This is a genomic window from Flavobacterium fluviale (assembly GCF_003312915.1).
Taxonomy (GTDB): domain Bacteria; phylum Bacteroidota; class Bacteroidia; order Flavobacteriales; family Flavobacteriaceae; genus Flavobacterium; species Flavobacterium fluviale.
This window is the reverse complement of the sequence record NZ_CP030261.1, coordinates 4,327,868-4,343,485: the sequence shown is the minus strand read 5'-3', so window position 1 is coordinate 4,343,485 and position 15,618 is coordinate 4,327,868. Positions and strand designations below refer to the sequence as shown.

The window sequence follows — 15,618 nt, the reverse complement described above, 5'->3', positions numbered from 1 at the left end:
ATATGGTTTCATCTATCTGCACCTTATTTGAGGGACATTACCACTTTGGAGTTGCTTCACTTTCAAATTCGCTTTTCAATCACGGTTTTCGTGGAAACATTTACGTAGGCTACCGCGGAGAATTACCAGAATGGGCAATAAACGGAAAAAGAGAATTAATTGGAAAATGGAAAGAAGCAGTGATATTGACTCCAAGTGAAGGTATGCAGCTTATTTTTTTACCCTTAGAAACAACTTACAGCCTAACAAATTATAAACCAGATTTTATGCTTGATTTGTGGGAAGGCCCAGCAAAAAATAGCGAAGCAATGTTTTATTTCGATCCAGATATTGTAGTTAACGATTCTTGGGTTTGTTTTGAACAATGGGTCAATTGCGGTGTAGCACTCTCTGAAGATATCGATTCGCCTTTTCAGGAATTTCATCCCAGAAGAGTTGGCTGGAGAAAATATTTTAAGAAATATGATCTTGAGTTACAATTTAAGAATCAAATATATGTAAACGGCGGTTTCATAGGACTTCTTAAAAAAGACATCAATTTTTTGAGTTTGTGGGTTCAGCTTCAAAAATATATGGCTGCTGCAATTGGAGGTTTAGAGAATTCTATATTTTCAAATCAAAGTTACAATTCAACAATATTGAAAATGGAAGGATTTACCATTTTTGATAAATCAGATCAAGATGCTCTTAATGCGACGATAGAAGCCTATCCTGGAATAGTCAGCTATTTAGGAAAAGAAGGAATGGGCTTCGAATCTAAACACATCACCATGTATCATGCTTTAGGAAGCCCGAAACCATGGAAAACCGGACATTTTTTAAGAGCCTTAAGCGGAAGAATACCTAGAAAAGAAGATGTGGTTTACTGGGAAAACACAAGTAGTCCAATAGCCGCACATTCGAAATGGAAAATTAGTCAAAAAAAGGCAAGTATTAAAGCCGCTAAGTTCATCGGAAGATTTTATAAAGTTTAAAAGAATTTCTTAGTTCGAGAATGTCATATTTATAAATTGATTTAACAAAAATATATTTTATGAAAGTATATATATTATCCGCCTATGATGAAAGCCAGTATAATTTTGCATTTCAAAATTTAAAAAAATCGAGCCTTTACGATCCATTTAAAAAATATGTTTTAGCAGATAATCCTGAGTCAGCGGACCTAATAATCTTTGTTGAGCACCATCCTGGAGATGATCCCTATTTTTTTCAAGTCTTAAAACATCCCGTATATAAGCTATATAAAAAGAAATGCTATTTATATCATGATAGTGATGAGCATCTTACACTAATGCCTACAATTTCGCCTTCGGTCTGCAATTCCAGTTTTAATAAAAAAATGCATCATCCCTATCACTATTTGGAGCAGATTTCGACAAACCCTTACATTGAATATGTTCCAAATAAAAATGACGAAAAAAAATATTTGTTTTCTTTTATGGGAGCTTCCAGAACCTATCCAGCTGTAAGAGAAGAAATTATACAGCGTTTTAAGGGAGATGAAAACATACATGATACTAAAGATTACAATTCTTGGGACTTGAATGAGGAAGATCGTAATAGGTATTTTGAAAAGTACGCTGAAATTTTATTTCAAAGTAAATTTATATTATGCCCCCGTGGTATTGGTCCCAGTTCTTATAGACAATATGAAAGTATGAAAATGGGAATTGCCCCAGTAATTATTTCTGACGAATGGGTAGAATGTGAAGAAATTGACTGGAACAGCTGTTCTATTAGAATTAAGGAAAAAGACGTAGATCAGATTGAAAATATCCTTAAAAAAAGAGAAGATGAATGCTTGGAACTAGGAATTAATGCTAGAAAAAACTACGAGAAATACATGTCATTTGAAAATCAGTTTCATTTTCTTTCAGATGCTGCAGCCAAATTGCATGCATTAAGAAATGATCTTTCTTTCCGTGATTATTTAAATGAATATTTAAGGTTTTTTGAACCTTTTCACTTTCGAAATCTTTTAAGATACTACAAAAAAAAATATATAAAATGAACATTCTATTCATCTGCGGATCTCTCGAACCAGGAAAAGATGGCGTAGGAGATTATACACGGCGCTTGTGTGGGGAACTCATAAGAATAGGACATGAAGCAAATATTTTATCACTGTGTGACCATCAAGCCGTTTCTTTTTTATCAGAGTTTCAGGAAATTGAAGGAACTAAAGTCAGCGTAAACCGCATTCCTTTGGCAGCAACAAATCTTCAAAGACTTAAATTGACGCAGCATGTTTTAAAAAATTTTAAACCACAATGGATTTCTTTACAATATGTGCCGTACAGTTTTAACCCAAAGGGACTGCCTTTCTGGCTGCCTTCTTTTTTTAAAAAGATAACAGGAAACCACAAATGGCATATTATGTTTCACGAATTATGGATAGGAATTGATACAGAGTCTTCTTTCAAACAAAAATGTATAGGCAAAGTGCAGCAGTATATAGTAAAAAAAGTAATTCAGAATACAAATCCTTATTACGTAAATACGCAAAATAAACTTTACCAGTATTTTTTGCAGTCACACGATATAAGGGCAGATATTTTGCCCATTTGCGGTAACATACCTTTAACAGCAGTAAAGAGCAGGGAAAATGAGTTTACACAGCTTGTACTGTTTGGTACAATTCATCGAGGAGCTTTTTTTAAAGATTTTATTAATGATCTGGTAAGTTTGAAAAGCAAGTTAGGAAAGCCTATAAAATTCGTTTTTATAGGAAAAAATGGTCCTGAACTTTACAACTATATAAATGTATTAGAAAATAAAGGAATTGATTATAAAGTAATGGGTATTCAGCCTGAAACTGTAATCTCTCAAGTGCTCATTGATAGTGATTTTGGCATATCGACAACACCTTATTTTCAGACTGAAAAAAGCGGTGTTTTTGCAGCGTACAAAGAACATCAGCTAAACACAATTTGTGTTTCTCGCGAGTGGACTCCGACAAAAGGACACTACAGCATACCAAACATCATTAAATACGAAAAAAACAATTTGAAACTAAAACCAATGACTGTTCAAGTTTTTGATTTGAATTCTTTGGCAAATCAGTTTATAAAATCAATATCAACCTCATGAAAATTCTTATTTCTCATCCTTCTGGAAATAGTAATGTACGTGCTATAGCAAAAGGATTTTTAACTCAAGGATTACTATATCAATTTCACACTTCAATTGCTGTGTTTCCCAATAATTTTTGGCACAAAATAGCAAAATTAAAAGGTTTAGGAGATATAAAAAGACGCTCTTTTGATTCTGGTTTACAGTCGTATACAGAAGTTTATCCGATAAAAGAATTGGGGAGAATGTTAGCTTCCAAATTGAGTTTAAGCTCTTTGACCAAATCAGAAACTGGTTTTTTTTGTGTAGATAGAATTTATCAAAATTTAGACAGGAAAATTGCAGGTAAACTTAAAAGCGCAAAAAAAAACGGACTAACCGCTGTTTATGCTTATGAAGATGGTGCACTAGAAACTTTTATTGCTGCTAAAGAATTAGGTTTAGAATGTATTTACGACCTGCCAATTGCTTATCATACTCTTTTACAAGAATTATTGCATGAGGAAGCCCTTAGAAAACCCAAATGGGCATTTACGCTCGGCGGTGGAATAAATGATAGTCCTCAAAAGTTAGAAAGGAAAAGAAAAGAATTAGAATTAGCAGACACGATTGTTGTGGCAAGTGATTTTGTTCGCCAGTCACTGCCAGACTGGGCCAATAAAAAGAAAATTATTCAATCTCCATTTGGAACACCATTTTCAGCCAATCAATTTGATGTAGAAGAAAAAAAATCAAACAAAAGATTGAGGATTTTATTTGTAGGCTCAATGACGCAGCGCAAAGGCTTGAGCGATTTATTTGACGCCATAAAATTAGTTGATTCTTCAAAAGTTGAATTAGTTGTTTTAGGATCATTAGCGGCACCGCTTTCTTTTTACATTGATCAAGTAAATTTTACTTACGAGCCAACGCGATCTCATGATCAAGTTTTAGAATTGATGAGGACTTGTGATGTTTTTTGCCTTCCGTCTATTGTTGAAGGCAGGGCTTTGGTAATTCAAGAGGCAATGAGTCAAGGTCTGCCAATCATTATTACGGCAAATACAGGAGCAGAAGATTTGGTAGTAATCGGAGAAACTGGGTTTTTAGTGCCAATTAGAAATCCGCAGGCTATTGCAGAAAAGATAAATTGGTTTGTTGACCATAGAAATGAAATTTTTCAAATGGGAAAAAAAGCCAAACAATTAGCAGACACTTACAGTTGGGACAATTATGCCGATAAAATTTGTAATGTTTTAAGTTCTTAAAATAATTTGATTATAAATGAAAGATACTACCACAAATAGTAAAAAGCTGAACTCGATAAAAACGGCAATTTGGCTGTATTTTTTCTTGTGGATTTTTGAAGGTGCTTTACGTAAATGGGTCTTGCCAAGTTTAGCAACACCATTACTTGTTGTTCGCGATCCTATTGCAATCTTCATTATCGCCAGAGCTATTTACCTGAATGTAAAATTTTTAAATGGATATGTAGTTTTCTCTTGCATCATTACACTTTTAGCACTAATTGTCACGCTTACTTTTGGACATGCTAATTTGTTTGTTGGAATCTACGGTGCTCGTATAATGCTGCTTCATTTTCCTTTAATTTTTATTATTGGAGCTGTCTTTACAAAAAAAGACATTCTCAAAATGGGATATGCATTGCTCGCAGTAAATATCTTGATGACCTTAATTGTTTATCTGCAATTTATAAGTCCTCAATCTGCTTTGATCAATAGAGGTATAGGAGGAGAAGGCAGCGCTGGCTTTTCTGGCGCAATGGGATATTTTAGACCTCCTGGTACTTTTTCATTTATTACAGGGCTGGCGTCTTTTTACATTTTGGTATCTGTCTTTGTGTTTTATTTCTGGCTGTCCAAAGAGCGTGTTTCTAGGATTTTGCTTTATACCAGTACACTCGCTTTAATATTTAGTCTGCCATTAACAGTAAGCAGGACCGCCGTTGGAGGAGTTATATTAGTTGGAGTTTTTGCTTTTATTGGTTCTGCAACCAGTTTTAAAAAGATAATGAAAGTGGCTTTAACGATTGTCGTTTTGGTCGGACTGTTTGCCATTTTACAAAGTACTACAACTGTTTTTAATTTAGGGACTGAGGTTTTTATGAGCAGGGTAGATACTGCGAGCGGTCAAAGCGGCGGATTTGAGGAGTCTTTTTTTTCAAGGGTTTTAGGCGATTTTGTTAGACCAATAGTAAACCTCTTAAACATGCCGTTGTTTGTTGGTAAATTAGGAATGGGGACCAATGCAGGCGCACAGATGTTATCTGGAACCAATACTTTTTTAATTGCTGAAGATGAGTTAGGAAGAGTAGGTGGTGAACAAGGTCTACTATTAGGAGGCGGACTCATTTTCTTAAGATTGGTTTTGGCAGTCAATTTATTTTTAAAATCAATAAGACTGCCTCAAGAAGATAAAATATTACCAATAACATTTTGTGGTACAGCCTTGTATCTAATTATTTTGGGACAATGGGCGCAGCCAAGCATGTTAGGCTGCTCTGTTCTTACAGTAGGTCTTTTAGTGGCGAGCTTAAATATGAATTTGAAACCAGAAAAATGAAAATAATATTGTTTACGCATCCTTCTTTCTTAGGTCATAAAAGCATGCCTCGATTTGCTCAAATGATTACGGCAGGAATGAAACAAAAAGGACATGATTTGACAGTATGGAGTCCAAAAGCTTTTTTCTTCAGACTTTCCTTTAAAAAACCAATTCTCGAAAAGTGGTTTGGTTATATGGATCAGTATGTAATTTTTCCACTTCAGGTCAAATTGAGATTATTGAATTGCAGTAAAGAGACATTATTTGTTTTTTCAGATAATGCTTTGGGACCTTGGGTACCACTGGTAAAAAAAAGATATCATGTGGTGCACTGCCATGATTTTTTGGCACAAAAATCCGCATTTGGTTTACTGCAGGAAAATAAAACTGGAGTAACTGGAAAATACTATCAAAAATTTATTTTTTCTGGATATCGTACAGCAAGAAATTTTATATCGATTTCTAAAAAAACACAAGTTGACTTACACGCTTTATTAGATAAAAATCCAGAAGTATCAAGGGTAGTTTACAATGGAATGAATCAAAATTTTGAGCCGGCAAAAGACTATCATATCGTACGAGAAGAATTGTCAGATCAATACAAGATAGACTTATCGGAAGGATATATTTTACATGTTGGTGGTAATGCTTTTTATAAAAATAAACTAGGTGTTTTGGAGATTTACGATCAACTAGTAAAAGATTTTAAAGTAGAAATACCACTGGTTCTGGCTGGAGAATCTCCAACAAAAGAAATGATTGCCTTTAAAGAACAGTCACCTGCATCTCAATCTATTTTTTTCATAAATAACATTGACGATTTACAATTAAAGCAGTTGTATCAGGGTGCTTCTGTAATGCTCTTTCCATCATTATATGAGGGTTTTGGATGGCCGATAGTTGAAGCGATGGCTTCAGGAAGTCTAGTTATTACAACTAATGAAGACCCTATGAAAGAAGTAGCTGCAGACGCAGGCTTTTATATTCCTAAAAAACCTACCGATTCAGAAAAATTATTAGACTGGAAAATGATCACGGCCAAAGAATTAGAAAGAGTAATTCATTTTAGTCCAAAAGAACGCAGAGATGCTGTCTGCAAATCAATTTTGCGTTCAAAAGAATTTTCAGCACAAGGTTTTGTTGATTCAATCGAAGCCATTTACCAAGAAATTTTACAAGATAAATGAAAGTAATTCACTACATAGCCAGTATTGACAAAAGCGGAGGTGGTACAACAGAATATATGCGTCTGTTAAGCAAGGCTTTAAATAAAGATACGTCATTTATTATTGCTACCGGAATTTCTAAAGAGCCGATCACAATAGATGGAGTTTCAGTAAAATTTTTCGATGGAAACTTGTTACGCTGGTTTTCTTTAATCAAAGAATTTCGTGTTTTCCTTAAAAATGAAAAACCAGATGTTGTGCATATTAACGGAATCTGGAGTCCTCAAAATTGGGGTTTTCAGAAAGCGGCGCAGCAGTTAAAAATAAAAGTTGTTTTATCGCCGCACGGTATGCTGGAATCTTGGATTATTCAACACAATCCTTTGAAAAAAAAAGCTGCCCTTTTCTTATTTCAGAATAAGGCGATTAAAAGAGTAGACCATATTCATGCAACTGCCCAAATGGAAAAAGACAGTATTCGAAAACTAAAATTCAGTAATAAAATCACCATTATTCCAAACGGTATAGATTTAAGTGAATTAGAAAGCAGTAAAGAAGAATATGGAACTCGAAAAATGGTATTTATATCCCGCATTCATCCTAAAAAGGGAATTGAAATTCTCTTAGAAGCCTGGCGAAATTCTGATACCGCAGGATGGACACTGGAAATTGCCGGAAATGGAGATGAAGATTATATGATCAGTTTAATACAGAGTGCTGAGGATATGGAAAATGTACGTTTTGTTGGTGCTTTGTACGAAGAGGAAAAATGGGATTTTTTGCGTTCTGCAGATGTAATGGTTCTGCCAACATATAGTGAAAATTTTGGTATCGTAGTGGCAGAAGCATTAGCAGTTGGCGTTCCTGTGATAACAACTACCGGAACACCTTGGCAGGATCTAGAAAAACATAATTGCGGGTGGTGGATCGATTTGTCGATTGAAAATTTAAAATCAACATTACTAAATGTGTTTCATACATCAACAACCCAGTTAGAAGAAATGGGTAATAACGGAAAAAATCTCGTCAGAGAGAAATACGATATAAAAGCAATAGGCAAAAATATGATTGAATTATATAACACTATTTAAGATATGAAAATAACTATAGTTCAGGGCGCTTTTATTCCAGTTCCACCAATACTAGGCGGGGCAGTTGAAAAAATATACTTTAAACTAGGGCAGGAGTTTGTAAATCTAGGCCACGAAGTAATACACATTAGTAGAACACACCCATCATTAGAAAAAAAAGAAACTATAAACGGTGTGTCACATATTCGTGTTAAAGGTTTTGCAGCCCCAAAAAGTTTATTGGTTTTAAAATTTTACGATTTAATATACACCTTAAGAACATTAAAACATATTGACAGTGACATCGTAGTATCTAATACTTTTTGGCTGCCTATATTTTTTAGAAGTAAAACAAAAGGTAAAATATATGTTAGTGTAGAGAGAAGACCAAAATGGCAGATGAAATTTTACACAAACGTTAGCAAATTTCGAGCATGTTCTCCAATGATTTTTGATCTGGTCAAAGAAAAAATAAAACCAAAATATCATAATAAAGTTTCTTATATCCCTAATCCTGTTCCATTTCAATTAAAAGATTTTAGTACAGAAAAAACTAACAGCATTTTATTTGTAGGCCGTCTCGATAAAGAAAAAGGAGTACATATTTTAATTGATGCTTTTAATAGTATTCCAAAACATATTTCTAAAAATTGGACATTAAATATTGTAGGTCCATGGGAAGCAGCAGAAGGCGGGGGAGGCTTGGTTTATTATGAAAACTTAAAAAACAAAAAAGGAAATGTAAATTTTGCAGGTTCTGTTTACGATCAAGATACTTTATCTAAATTCTATTTTGAATCTAAAATTTTTTGTTACCCAATACAAGACGGAACAGGGGATGCCGGCCCCGTAGCACCTCGAGAAGCAATGTCCTACGGATGCGCAACAGTTCTTTCTAATCACGATTGTTTTAATGAATATGCAGTTGATGAAATAAACTGTTTAAGATTTAATCAAAGCAGTGAAGACCAGACTGCGCAGCTTGCCAGCCAATTAATCAGGCTGATGACTGATTCTGAGCTTCGTGAAAAAATTTCTTTAAACGGAAGAAAAGTTTTTGATGATTTTTCTACCGTTAAAATTGCCAAAATGTTTATTGAGGACTTTCAATCCGTATTAAATGAATAGTACTACTATAGAATACAGTCAAAATTCGCCTTATGATTCACCTTGGACTCTATCGCATCGCGTAAAAATGCTGCTTTGGGAATATGCCTGGTTATTATTCTGCAGCTGGACACCAAAACCAGCTAATTCTTGGAGATTGTTCTGGCTTAAATTATTTGGATGCACTATTTATGGAAAACCATTTGTGCACCAGAGAGCAAGAATTCAAATTCCATGGAACCTAATACTGCATGATCACGCATGTCTAGGTGATAGAGCCAACGCTTATACCCTAGGAGTCATAGAAATATTTGAGCACGCCACCGTAGGGCAGGAGGTATACTTATGCACCGGAACACATGCATTTGATAATCCGACTATGAATTTAATAACTAAAAAAATAACAATCCAAAAAGGGGTTTTTATTGGAGTTAGAGCCATTGTAATGCCGGGAATAACAATAGAAGAAAATGCTATTGTAGGTGCAGGAAGTTTAGTTACCAAAAATGTTGAGAAAAATACCATAGTAGCAGGAAATCCTGCCAAACTTATAAAAACTAGAAGCTTTGAATAAAATTCCAATTACCGTAATCGTTTCTGTTAAAAACGAAGCTTTGAATTTGCCATCTTGTCTGGATAAATTAAAGCGATTTGATCAAATCATAGTGGTTGATTCTGGAAGCACCGATGATACAACAACTATAGCAGAGGCTAAAGGAGCTGAGGTACTGCAGTTTCGATGGAATGGCAGATTTCCGAAAAAAAGAAATTGGGCTCTTCAAAATGCAAACCTGCGCCACGAGTGGATTTTGTTTTTAGATGCAGATGAATTTGTTACCGAAGAATTTGTTGATGAGGTAGCATTTAAAACCCAAGACCCGAGTTATAATGGCTTTACCATACAGTTTGAAAACTATTTTATGGGCAGAAAACTTAAATATGGTTATGGCTTTCAAAAGTCGGCTCTTTTTAAGAAATCTAAAGGAGCATACGAAAAAATCGAAGAAGATTTGTGGAGTCATTTAGACATGGAAGTTCACGAACATCCAATTATAGAAGGTAAGGTTGGAGTTATTAAAGCAAAAGTTATTCATAAAGATTTTAAAAATTTAGAACATTATATAGCCAAACACAATGCGTATTCTTCTTGGGAAGCGCAAAGGTATCTGCAGCTAAAAGATTCTAAAAACGAACATCTATCATTCAATCAAAAAATTAAATACGGTCTTCTTAATACTGGACTTCTTCCAGCAGTGTATTTTATGGGAGCTTACTTTTTAAAACTTGGCTTTCTTGATGGTAAAGAAGGATTTTATTTAGCCCGTTTTAAATCACATTACTTTTTTCAAATTCAAACTAAAGTAGATTCAATCAAAAATAACATAGAATAAATATGAAAAGAATATTGATAACTGGCGGAGCTGGATTTGTAGGTTCACATTTGTGTAAAAGATTATTAAATGAAGGTAATGAAGTGATTTGTCTGGACAATTATTTTACTGGAGCAAAATCCAATATTATAGATTTATTAGAAAATCCGTTTTTTGAAATGGTAAGACATGACATTACAGAACCATATTATGCTGAGGTTGATGAAATATACAATCTGGCTTGTCCTGCATCTCCTGTACATTACCAGTATAATCCAATAAAAACGATAAAAACTTCTGTAATGGGAGCAATCAATGTATTAGGATTAGCAAAACGTGTAAATGCAAAAGTATTACAGGCAAGTACCAGTGAAGTATACGGTGATCCATTGATACATCCTCAGCCCGAAAGTTATTGGGGGCATGTAAACCCAATTGGCATCCGCTCGTGCTATGATGAAGGAAAGCGATGTGCCGAAACATTGTTTATGGATTATCACAATCAAAATAAAGTAGCTATTAAAATCATTCGAATTTTTAATACTTATGGTCCTAATATGAATCCTGCAGATGGACGAGTAGTTTCAAACTTTATTGTGCAGGCTTTACAAGGAAAAGATATCACGATTTTTGGAGACGGCTTGCAAACCAGATCTTTTCAATATGTTGATGATCTGGTAGAAGGTATGGTAAGGATGATGAATTCTGAACCATCTTTTCTAGGACCTGTAAATTTAGGAAACCCAAATGAATTTACTATGCTGGAATTGGCCGAAGCAATTATTGAATTGACAGGTTCAAAATCAAAAATCATTCATTTGGATCTGCCTCAGGACGATCCAAAACAAAGACAGCCAGATATTTCTTTAGCGAAGAATAAACTTAATGGCTGGGAACCAAAAATACAATTAAAAGAGGGTTTAGTTACAACTATTAATTATTTTGACACACTATTGTTAAATCAATAGAGACTTCTTTTTACAAAATACACTTCTATTTCGACTGTTTTTTTCTCTCAATTTCCTTATTAAGGAAACAGATTTTTGCACACTATATTTTCAAGCCTTCTTTTTTGTGCTTTTAACGAGTATTGTGGTGCTTCATCGAGAACATTTTTTAGTAAAACACCTTTGTTTTAATTTTAACTTGAAATTGTGAAAGACAGTACACTATGAAAAATAATTATAATTTAAAAAATACTTATTATGAGAGTTACTATAATCACAGTTTGTTACAATCGCAAAAGTACTATTGAGCAAGCAATCAAAAGTGTGCTGGAACAAGATTATAATGATATCGAATATATCATTGTTGATGGAAATTCTTCAGACGGTACAAAAGAAATTATTGAGTCTTATAAAGATAAACTAAGCCAGTACATTTCAGAACCTGACAAAGGTATGTACGATGCGATAAATAAAGGATTAAAATTGGCTACTGGAGATGTTATCGGTTTGATGCACTCTGATGATGAATTTTATGATAAAAACGCCATCTCAAAAATCGCGGCCCGTTTTAATTTTGACCCCAGTATAGACGGAGTTTACGGCGATGGAGTTTATGTTTCAAACGATAAAAATGAACGCTTAATTCGAAATAGAATTGGAGGTGTTTTTAGTCTCAAAAAAATTAAAGAAGGCTGGCTTCCATTACACCCTACAGTGTACTTGAAAAAAAACATAATTGACAAAAATGGTCTTTACAATCTTGATTTTAAAATTGCTTCAGATACAGAGTTTTTGCTTCGTTATCTGTACAAATACGAAATTAGAATGAGTTACATCAATTCTTATATCGTCAAAATGAGAATGGGAGGCATGAGCACTAGTTTCAAACGTGCTTTTGAGGTTTTGAAGGAAGACTATAGAATTTACAAATTTCACGGTTTAGCTGCAATGGGCACTGTCTTTTTAAAGAAAACAATTGCTTTAAAACAGTACATAGTTCATTAAAAGAAATGATTAATTCGTTTTAATAATTGTTTTTTAAGAAGTATAGGCATCAGTAAAATTTGAATTCGCGGAATTAGAAAGTAGTTAAAGAATACTAATATATACCACAATTAACATGAAGAAAATTTTCCTTTTGATAATTTTATTGCCTTTATTGATACTGGAGTCCTGCACTACAAAAAAACAGATGCTTTATTTACAAGATCTGGATAGTTATGCAAATTCCACAATAAATTATACTTCGCCTAAAATACAGCCAAACGATATTTTAAAAATTGATGTCGGAGACCTCAATCCATTAGTTGCGGCACCTTTTAATATTACAAGTAGTACGAGTAACCAGCAAAGCTCTGTAGAAATGATGAAACTCTCAGGCTATTTGGTTAATCCTCAAGGAACTATTATGATGCCTATTTTAAATGAAGTTAAAGTAGGAGGTCTAACGCCTGCCAACGCAGAAATCAAAATAAAAGAACGATTGATAAACGAAAATTACCTCGTAAATCCTACAGTACAGGTAAGGGTTTTAAACAATAAGTTTACCATATTAGGAGAAGTAAATTCTCCTGGAGTAATCTCCTTTACAGAAGAATCTATCAGTTTACTAGATGCTTTGGGACTGGCAAAAGATTTAACTTATTCGGCAATTCGAAAAGATATAAAACTGATTAGAGAGGTAGACGGAAAACGTTTGGTTTACCATATAGATTTGACCACTGCTTCCTGGATGTCCAACCCAAATTTTAGAATCAGACAAAATGATGTTATTGTCGTAACCCCAAATAAACTAAAAGTAAATAGCGGGGGAGTAATAAAAGATCCATTACAACTGCTGGGAATAGCAGCTTCTCTCGCAGCGCTTGTTATTGTGATTGCAAATTAAGGAATTGATATAGTGAAATTAGAGTAAATACGTTTTTTAATGTTTAGACTAAATGCACTAATTGTTAACAATGCAACTGTATTTAATTAATTAAATAGTTATGGATTTAAAGAAAGAATTTTTAAAGTATTTTCAATATTGGCCTTGGTTTTTGGTTAGCTTGATTGTATTTGTTGGTGCCGCTTTTATTTTTATCAAAGTAGTGCCATCAACTTACGAAACTTCTGCTATGATCTTTTTGGACAAAAAACAGGAAGACCAAACCAAAATAATTACCATCAGCACAGACAAAAAAAGTAATGAAGATAAATTGGAAGATGAAATTCGATTAATAACATCAAATGAATTTTTATTGGATGTTGTAAAGAATCTCAATTTAAATTTCACTTATTATGAAAAGGTATTTACAGTACAAAATAATTATATAAATGAAGTTCCTTTTGTTTTAACACCAACGGTTTCAAAAGATTCCTTACCGCAGATTTCCTATGAAATTAAAATAAACAACAGCGGATTTATTATAACAGATCCAAATTCAGAAAGGATTTATAATGTAAAAGGGTATGACGGAAAAGAAACGGTATATGGTCTGCCTTTTAAAATTCAATTATCTGCCAAAGCAAAGAAAAGTCCTTCTTACTATTTTGAAAATGAATATAAAGTAAGTCTGCAGCCAACAAGCGAGGCTTTGAAAGAATTAAAATCATCTCTTGTTGTTTTATCTGATGAAAATGCAAAAGGCGTATTAGAACTTAAACATATCGGATCAAGTCCTGACCGCTCAAGAAAAATATTAAGCGAAATCATTGTTCAGCTGGATAAAAGTATTGTCAGCAACAAACAAAAAGTCTTTAGAAATACCGTTTCCTACTTAAATCAAAGGATAAAAAATTTCACAAAAGAAAAAGATTCTATTGAAAGCGTAAAGGAAAGATACCTGCAAAATAATGATATTGGCGTAATGGACAATTATATTGTAGAACAAACTGCAGATAGAAGTCAGAAAAAAGAAAGCTCGCAGCTCAACGAAAAACAAATAGCGCTGACAAATTTTGCGATTAATGATATTAGACAATCTGGTGCTACTCAAAGTTTAGGTGCCAATTACAATTTAGAATCCAGTACTGTCAATCAAATGCTTGTAAATTACAATGCAAAACTTATGGACAGTCAATTAATACTGCAAAGAGCACAAAGTAATAATCCGGCATATATTAGCTTAGTAACTCAATTAAAAATCCAAAAGCAGGAAATACTAAATAGTCTGGAAGGTTATTTAAACTTTTTGAATCAAACAAGCAGGACCAATAGATCTGAACAAAGTATTGCAGATGCCAAAGTAAAAAGTATTCCAACAAAAGATAAGGTGCTGGGAAATATCAACAGCAACCTTGTGACAAAAGAAGAAACTTATGTGGCTTTACTGCAAAAGAAGGAAGAAGCAGTTTTAAATGGCGCTATTTTAGAATCGAACCTAAAAACGCTTAATGCGCCCGAAACAAATTATTCTGCAATTTTCCCTCAGCCTAAAGCATTTATGCTCGGTGCATTTTTGTTAGGTCTACTTGTTCCTTTTGGAATAACTTATGTTCGTTTATACTTGGATACCAAAATTCATAACGAAGAAGATATTCAGAAAGTAATTACTGATATTCCGATTTTAGGTCATATTCCGAAAATAAATGTCAGCGAAAAATTAGATAATACGGCTACTTCACGTTCTTTAATTGCAGAGGCTTCAAGGGCATTAGTTTCTAATATTTCCTACTTACTGCCTAGGAAAAAGGATAATAAAGGAAGTGTGATATTATTTACATCATCAATTCAAGGAGAAGGAAAATCATTTTGCGCGTTTCATAATGCTATTACGGTAAGTAATCTCAACAAAAAAGTACTGTTAATTGGTGTCGATTTAAGAAACCCTCAGTTACATGATTATTTTAATGTAAGCAGAAACGCAAGAGGCCTTTCTAATTTCTTAGCCAATAAAACTGATGACTGGAAAGAATTCTTGCAGAAAGACACCAAATTTTCTAAAAATCTTGATGTTCTGTTTGCGGGAGAAACACCTCCTAATCCGTCTCAATTAATTACCAATTCTAATTTTGAATCATTAATTGAAGAAGCAAAAGAGATTTACGATTTTATAATTCTAGATACTGCTCCAGTACAAATAGTATCTGATACACTAAATTTTAGTTATCTGGCAGATGTTACAGTATTTGTGGTAAAATATGATTACACCGACAAGAGCAATTTGGAACAGGTAAGTAATTTTATTAAAAAAGAGCAATTAAAAAATGTGGGCATTGTTATAAACGGAGTGAACATGAAGACAGCATACGGATATGGATACGGAGTTAGCTATGGCTATCAATATCAGGCACCAAAAGTAAAACGGCCTTGGTACAAAAGAAACGTTGCTATAAAAGAAGCCTGAGAAAATACTAAATA

The 15,618-nt window shown here is 33.6% G+C and carries 14 protein-coding genes; all 14 read left to right on the top strand.

Annotated features, from left to right (window positions below):
* Positions 1-2: 2 nt before the first annotated feature.
* The 14 genes from HYN86_RS18740 (at position 3) to HYN86_RS18675 (ending at position 15,604) form a co-directional block, all read left to right on the top strand.
* Entirely contained in the window at positions 3-974 is a 972-nt protein-coding gene (locus HYN86_RS18740; RefSeq protein ID WP_113679428.1) for a hypothetical protein, read from the top strand.
* Between the two features lie 59 nt (positions 975-1,033).
* Positions 1,034-2,011 carry an exostosin domain-containing protein gene (locus HYN86_RS18735; RefSeq protein WP_113679427.1) on the top strand — a complete coding sequence of 326 codons (978 nt, stop codon included), beginning with the start codon at positions 1,034-1,036 and terminating at the stop codon, positions 2,009-2,011.
* Positions 2,008-3,090: a glycosyltransferase gene (locus HYN86_RS18730; RefSeq protein ID WP_113679426.1), complete on the top strand. Its 1,083-nt coding sequence runs from the start codon at positions 2,008-2,010 to the stop codon at positions 3,088-3,090. Before HYN86_RS18735 ends, HYN86_RS18730 begins: the two co-directional genes overlap by 4 nt.
* Positions 3,087-4,319, top strand: a complete 1,233-nt coding sequence (locus tag HYN86_RS18725) for a glycosyltransferase family 4 protein (protein WP_113679425.1) — start codon at positions 3,087-3,089, stop codon at positions 4,317-4,319. Before HYN86_RS18730 ends, HYN86_RS18725 begins: the two co-directional genes overlap by 4 nt.
* A gap of 16 nt (positions 4,320-4,335) precedes the next feature.
* Complete coding sequence (locus tag HYN86_RS18720) at positions 4,336-5,634, top strand: hypothetical protein (RefSeq protein WP_113679424.1); 1,299 nt, start codon at positions 4,336-4,338, stop codon at positions 5,632-5,634.
* A complete protein-coding gene (locus HYN86_RS18715) occupies positions 5,631-6,803 on the top strand; it encodes a glycosyltransferase (protein ID WP_162789404.1) in 1,173 nt (390 codons plus the stop codon). Before HYN86_RS18720 ends, HYN86_RS18715 begins: the two co-directional genes overlap by 4 nt.
* A complete protein-coding gene (locus HYN86_RS18710; RefSeq protein WP_113679422.1) occupies positions 6,800-7,873 on the top strand; it encodes a glycosyltransferase in 1,074 nt (357 codons plus the stop codon). The genes HYN86_RS18715 and HYN86_RS18710 overlap by 4 nt, the downstream gene beginning before the upstream one ends.
* Before the next feature lie 3 nt (positions 7,874-7,876).
* Positions 7,877-8,980, top strand: a complete 1,104-nt coding sequence (locus HYN86_RS18705; protein ID WP_113679421.1) for a glycosyltransferase family 4 protein — start codon at positions 7,877-7,879, stop codon at positions 8,978-8,980.
* A complete protein-coding gene (locus HYN86_RS18700; RefSeq protein ID WP_113679420.1) occupies positions 8,973-9,533 on the top strand; it encodes a DapH/DapD/GlmU-related protein in 561 nt (186 codons plus the stop codon). Before HYN86_RS18705 ends, HYN86_RS18700 begins: the two co-directional genes overlap by 8 nt.
* On the top strand, positions 9,526-10,350 hold the full coding sequence (locus HYN86_RS18695; RefSeq protein WP_113679419.1) for a glycosyltransferase family 2 protein: 825 nt from the start codon (positions 9,526-9,528) through the stop codon (positions 10,348-10,350). The genes HYN86_RS18700 and HYN86_RS18695 overlap by 8 nt, the downstream gene beginning before the upstream one ends.
* Positions 10,351-10,352: 2 nt before the next feature.
* Positions 10,353-11,297: a UDP-glucuronic acid decarboxylase family protein gene (locus HYN86_RS18690; protein WP_205334620.1), complete on the top strand. Its 945-nt coding sequence runs from the start codon at positions 10,353-10,355 to the stop codon at positions 11,295-11,297.
* 237 nt (positions 11,298-11,534) lie between these two features.
* Positions 11,535-12,281, top strand: a complete 747-nt coding sequence (locus HYN86_RS18685) for a glycosyltransferase family 2 protein (RefSeq protein ID WP_113679417.1) — start codon at positions 11,535-11,537, stop codon at positions 12,279-12,281.
* Positions 12,282-12,468: 187 nt separating this feature from the next.
* Complete coding sequence (locus HYN86_RS18680) at positions 12,469-13,164, top strand: polysaccharide biosynthesis/export family protein (protein WP_162789403.1); 696 nt, start codon at positions 12,469-12,471, stop codon at positions 13,162-13,164.
* A gap of 100 nt (positions 13,165-13,264) precedes the next feature.
* Positions 13,265-15,604: an exopolysaccharide transport family protein gene (locus tag HYN86_RS18675; protein WP_113679415.1), complete on the top strand. Its 2,340-nt coding sequence runs from the start codon at positions 13,265-13,267 to the stop codon at positions 15,602-15,604.
* Positions 15,605-15,618: the final 14 nt, after the last annotated feature.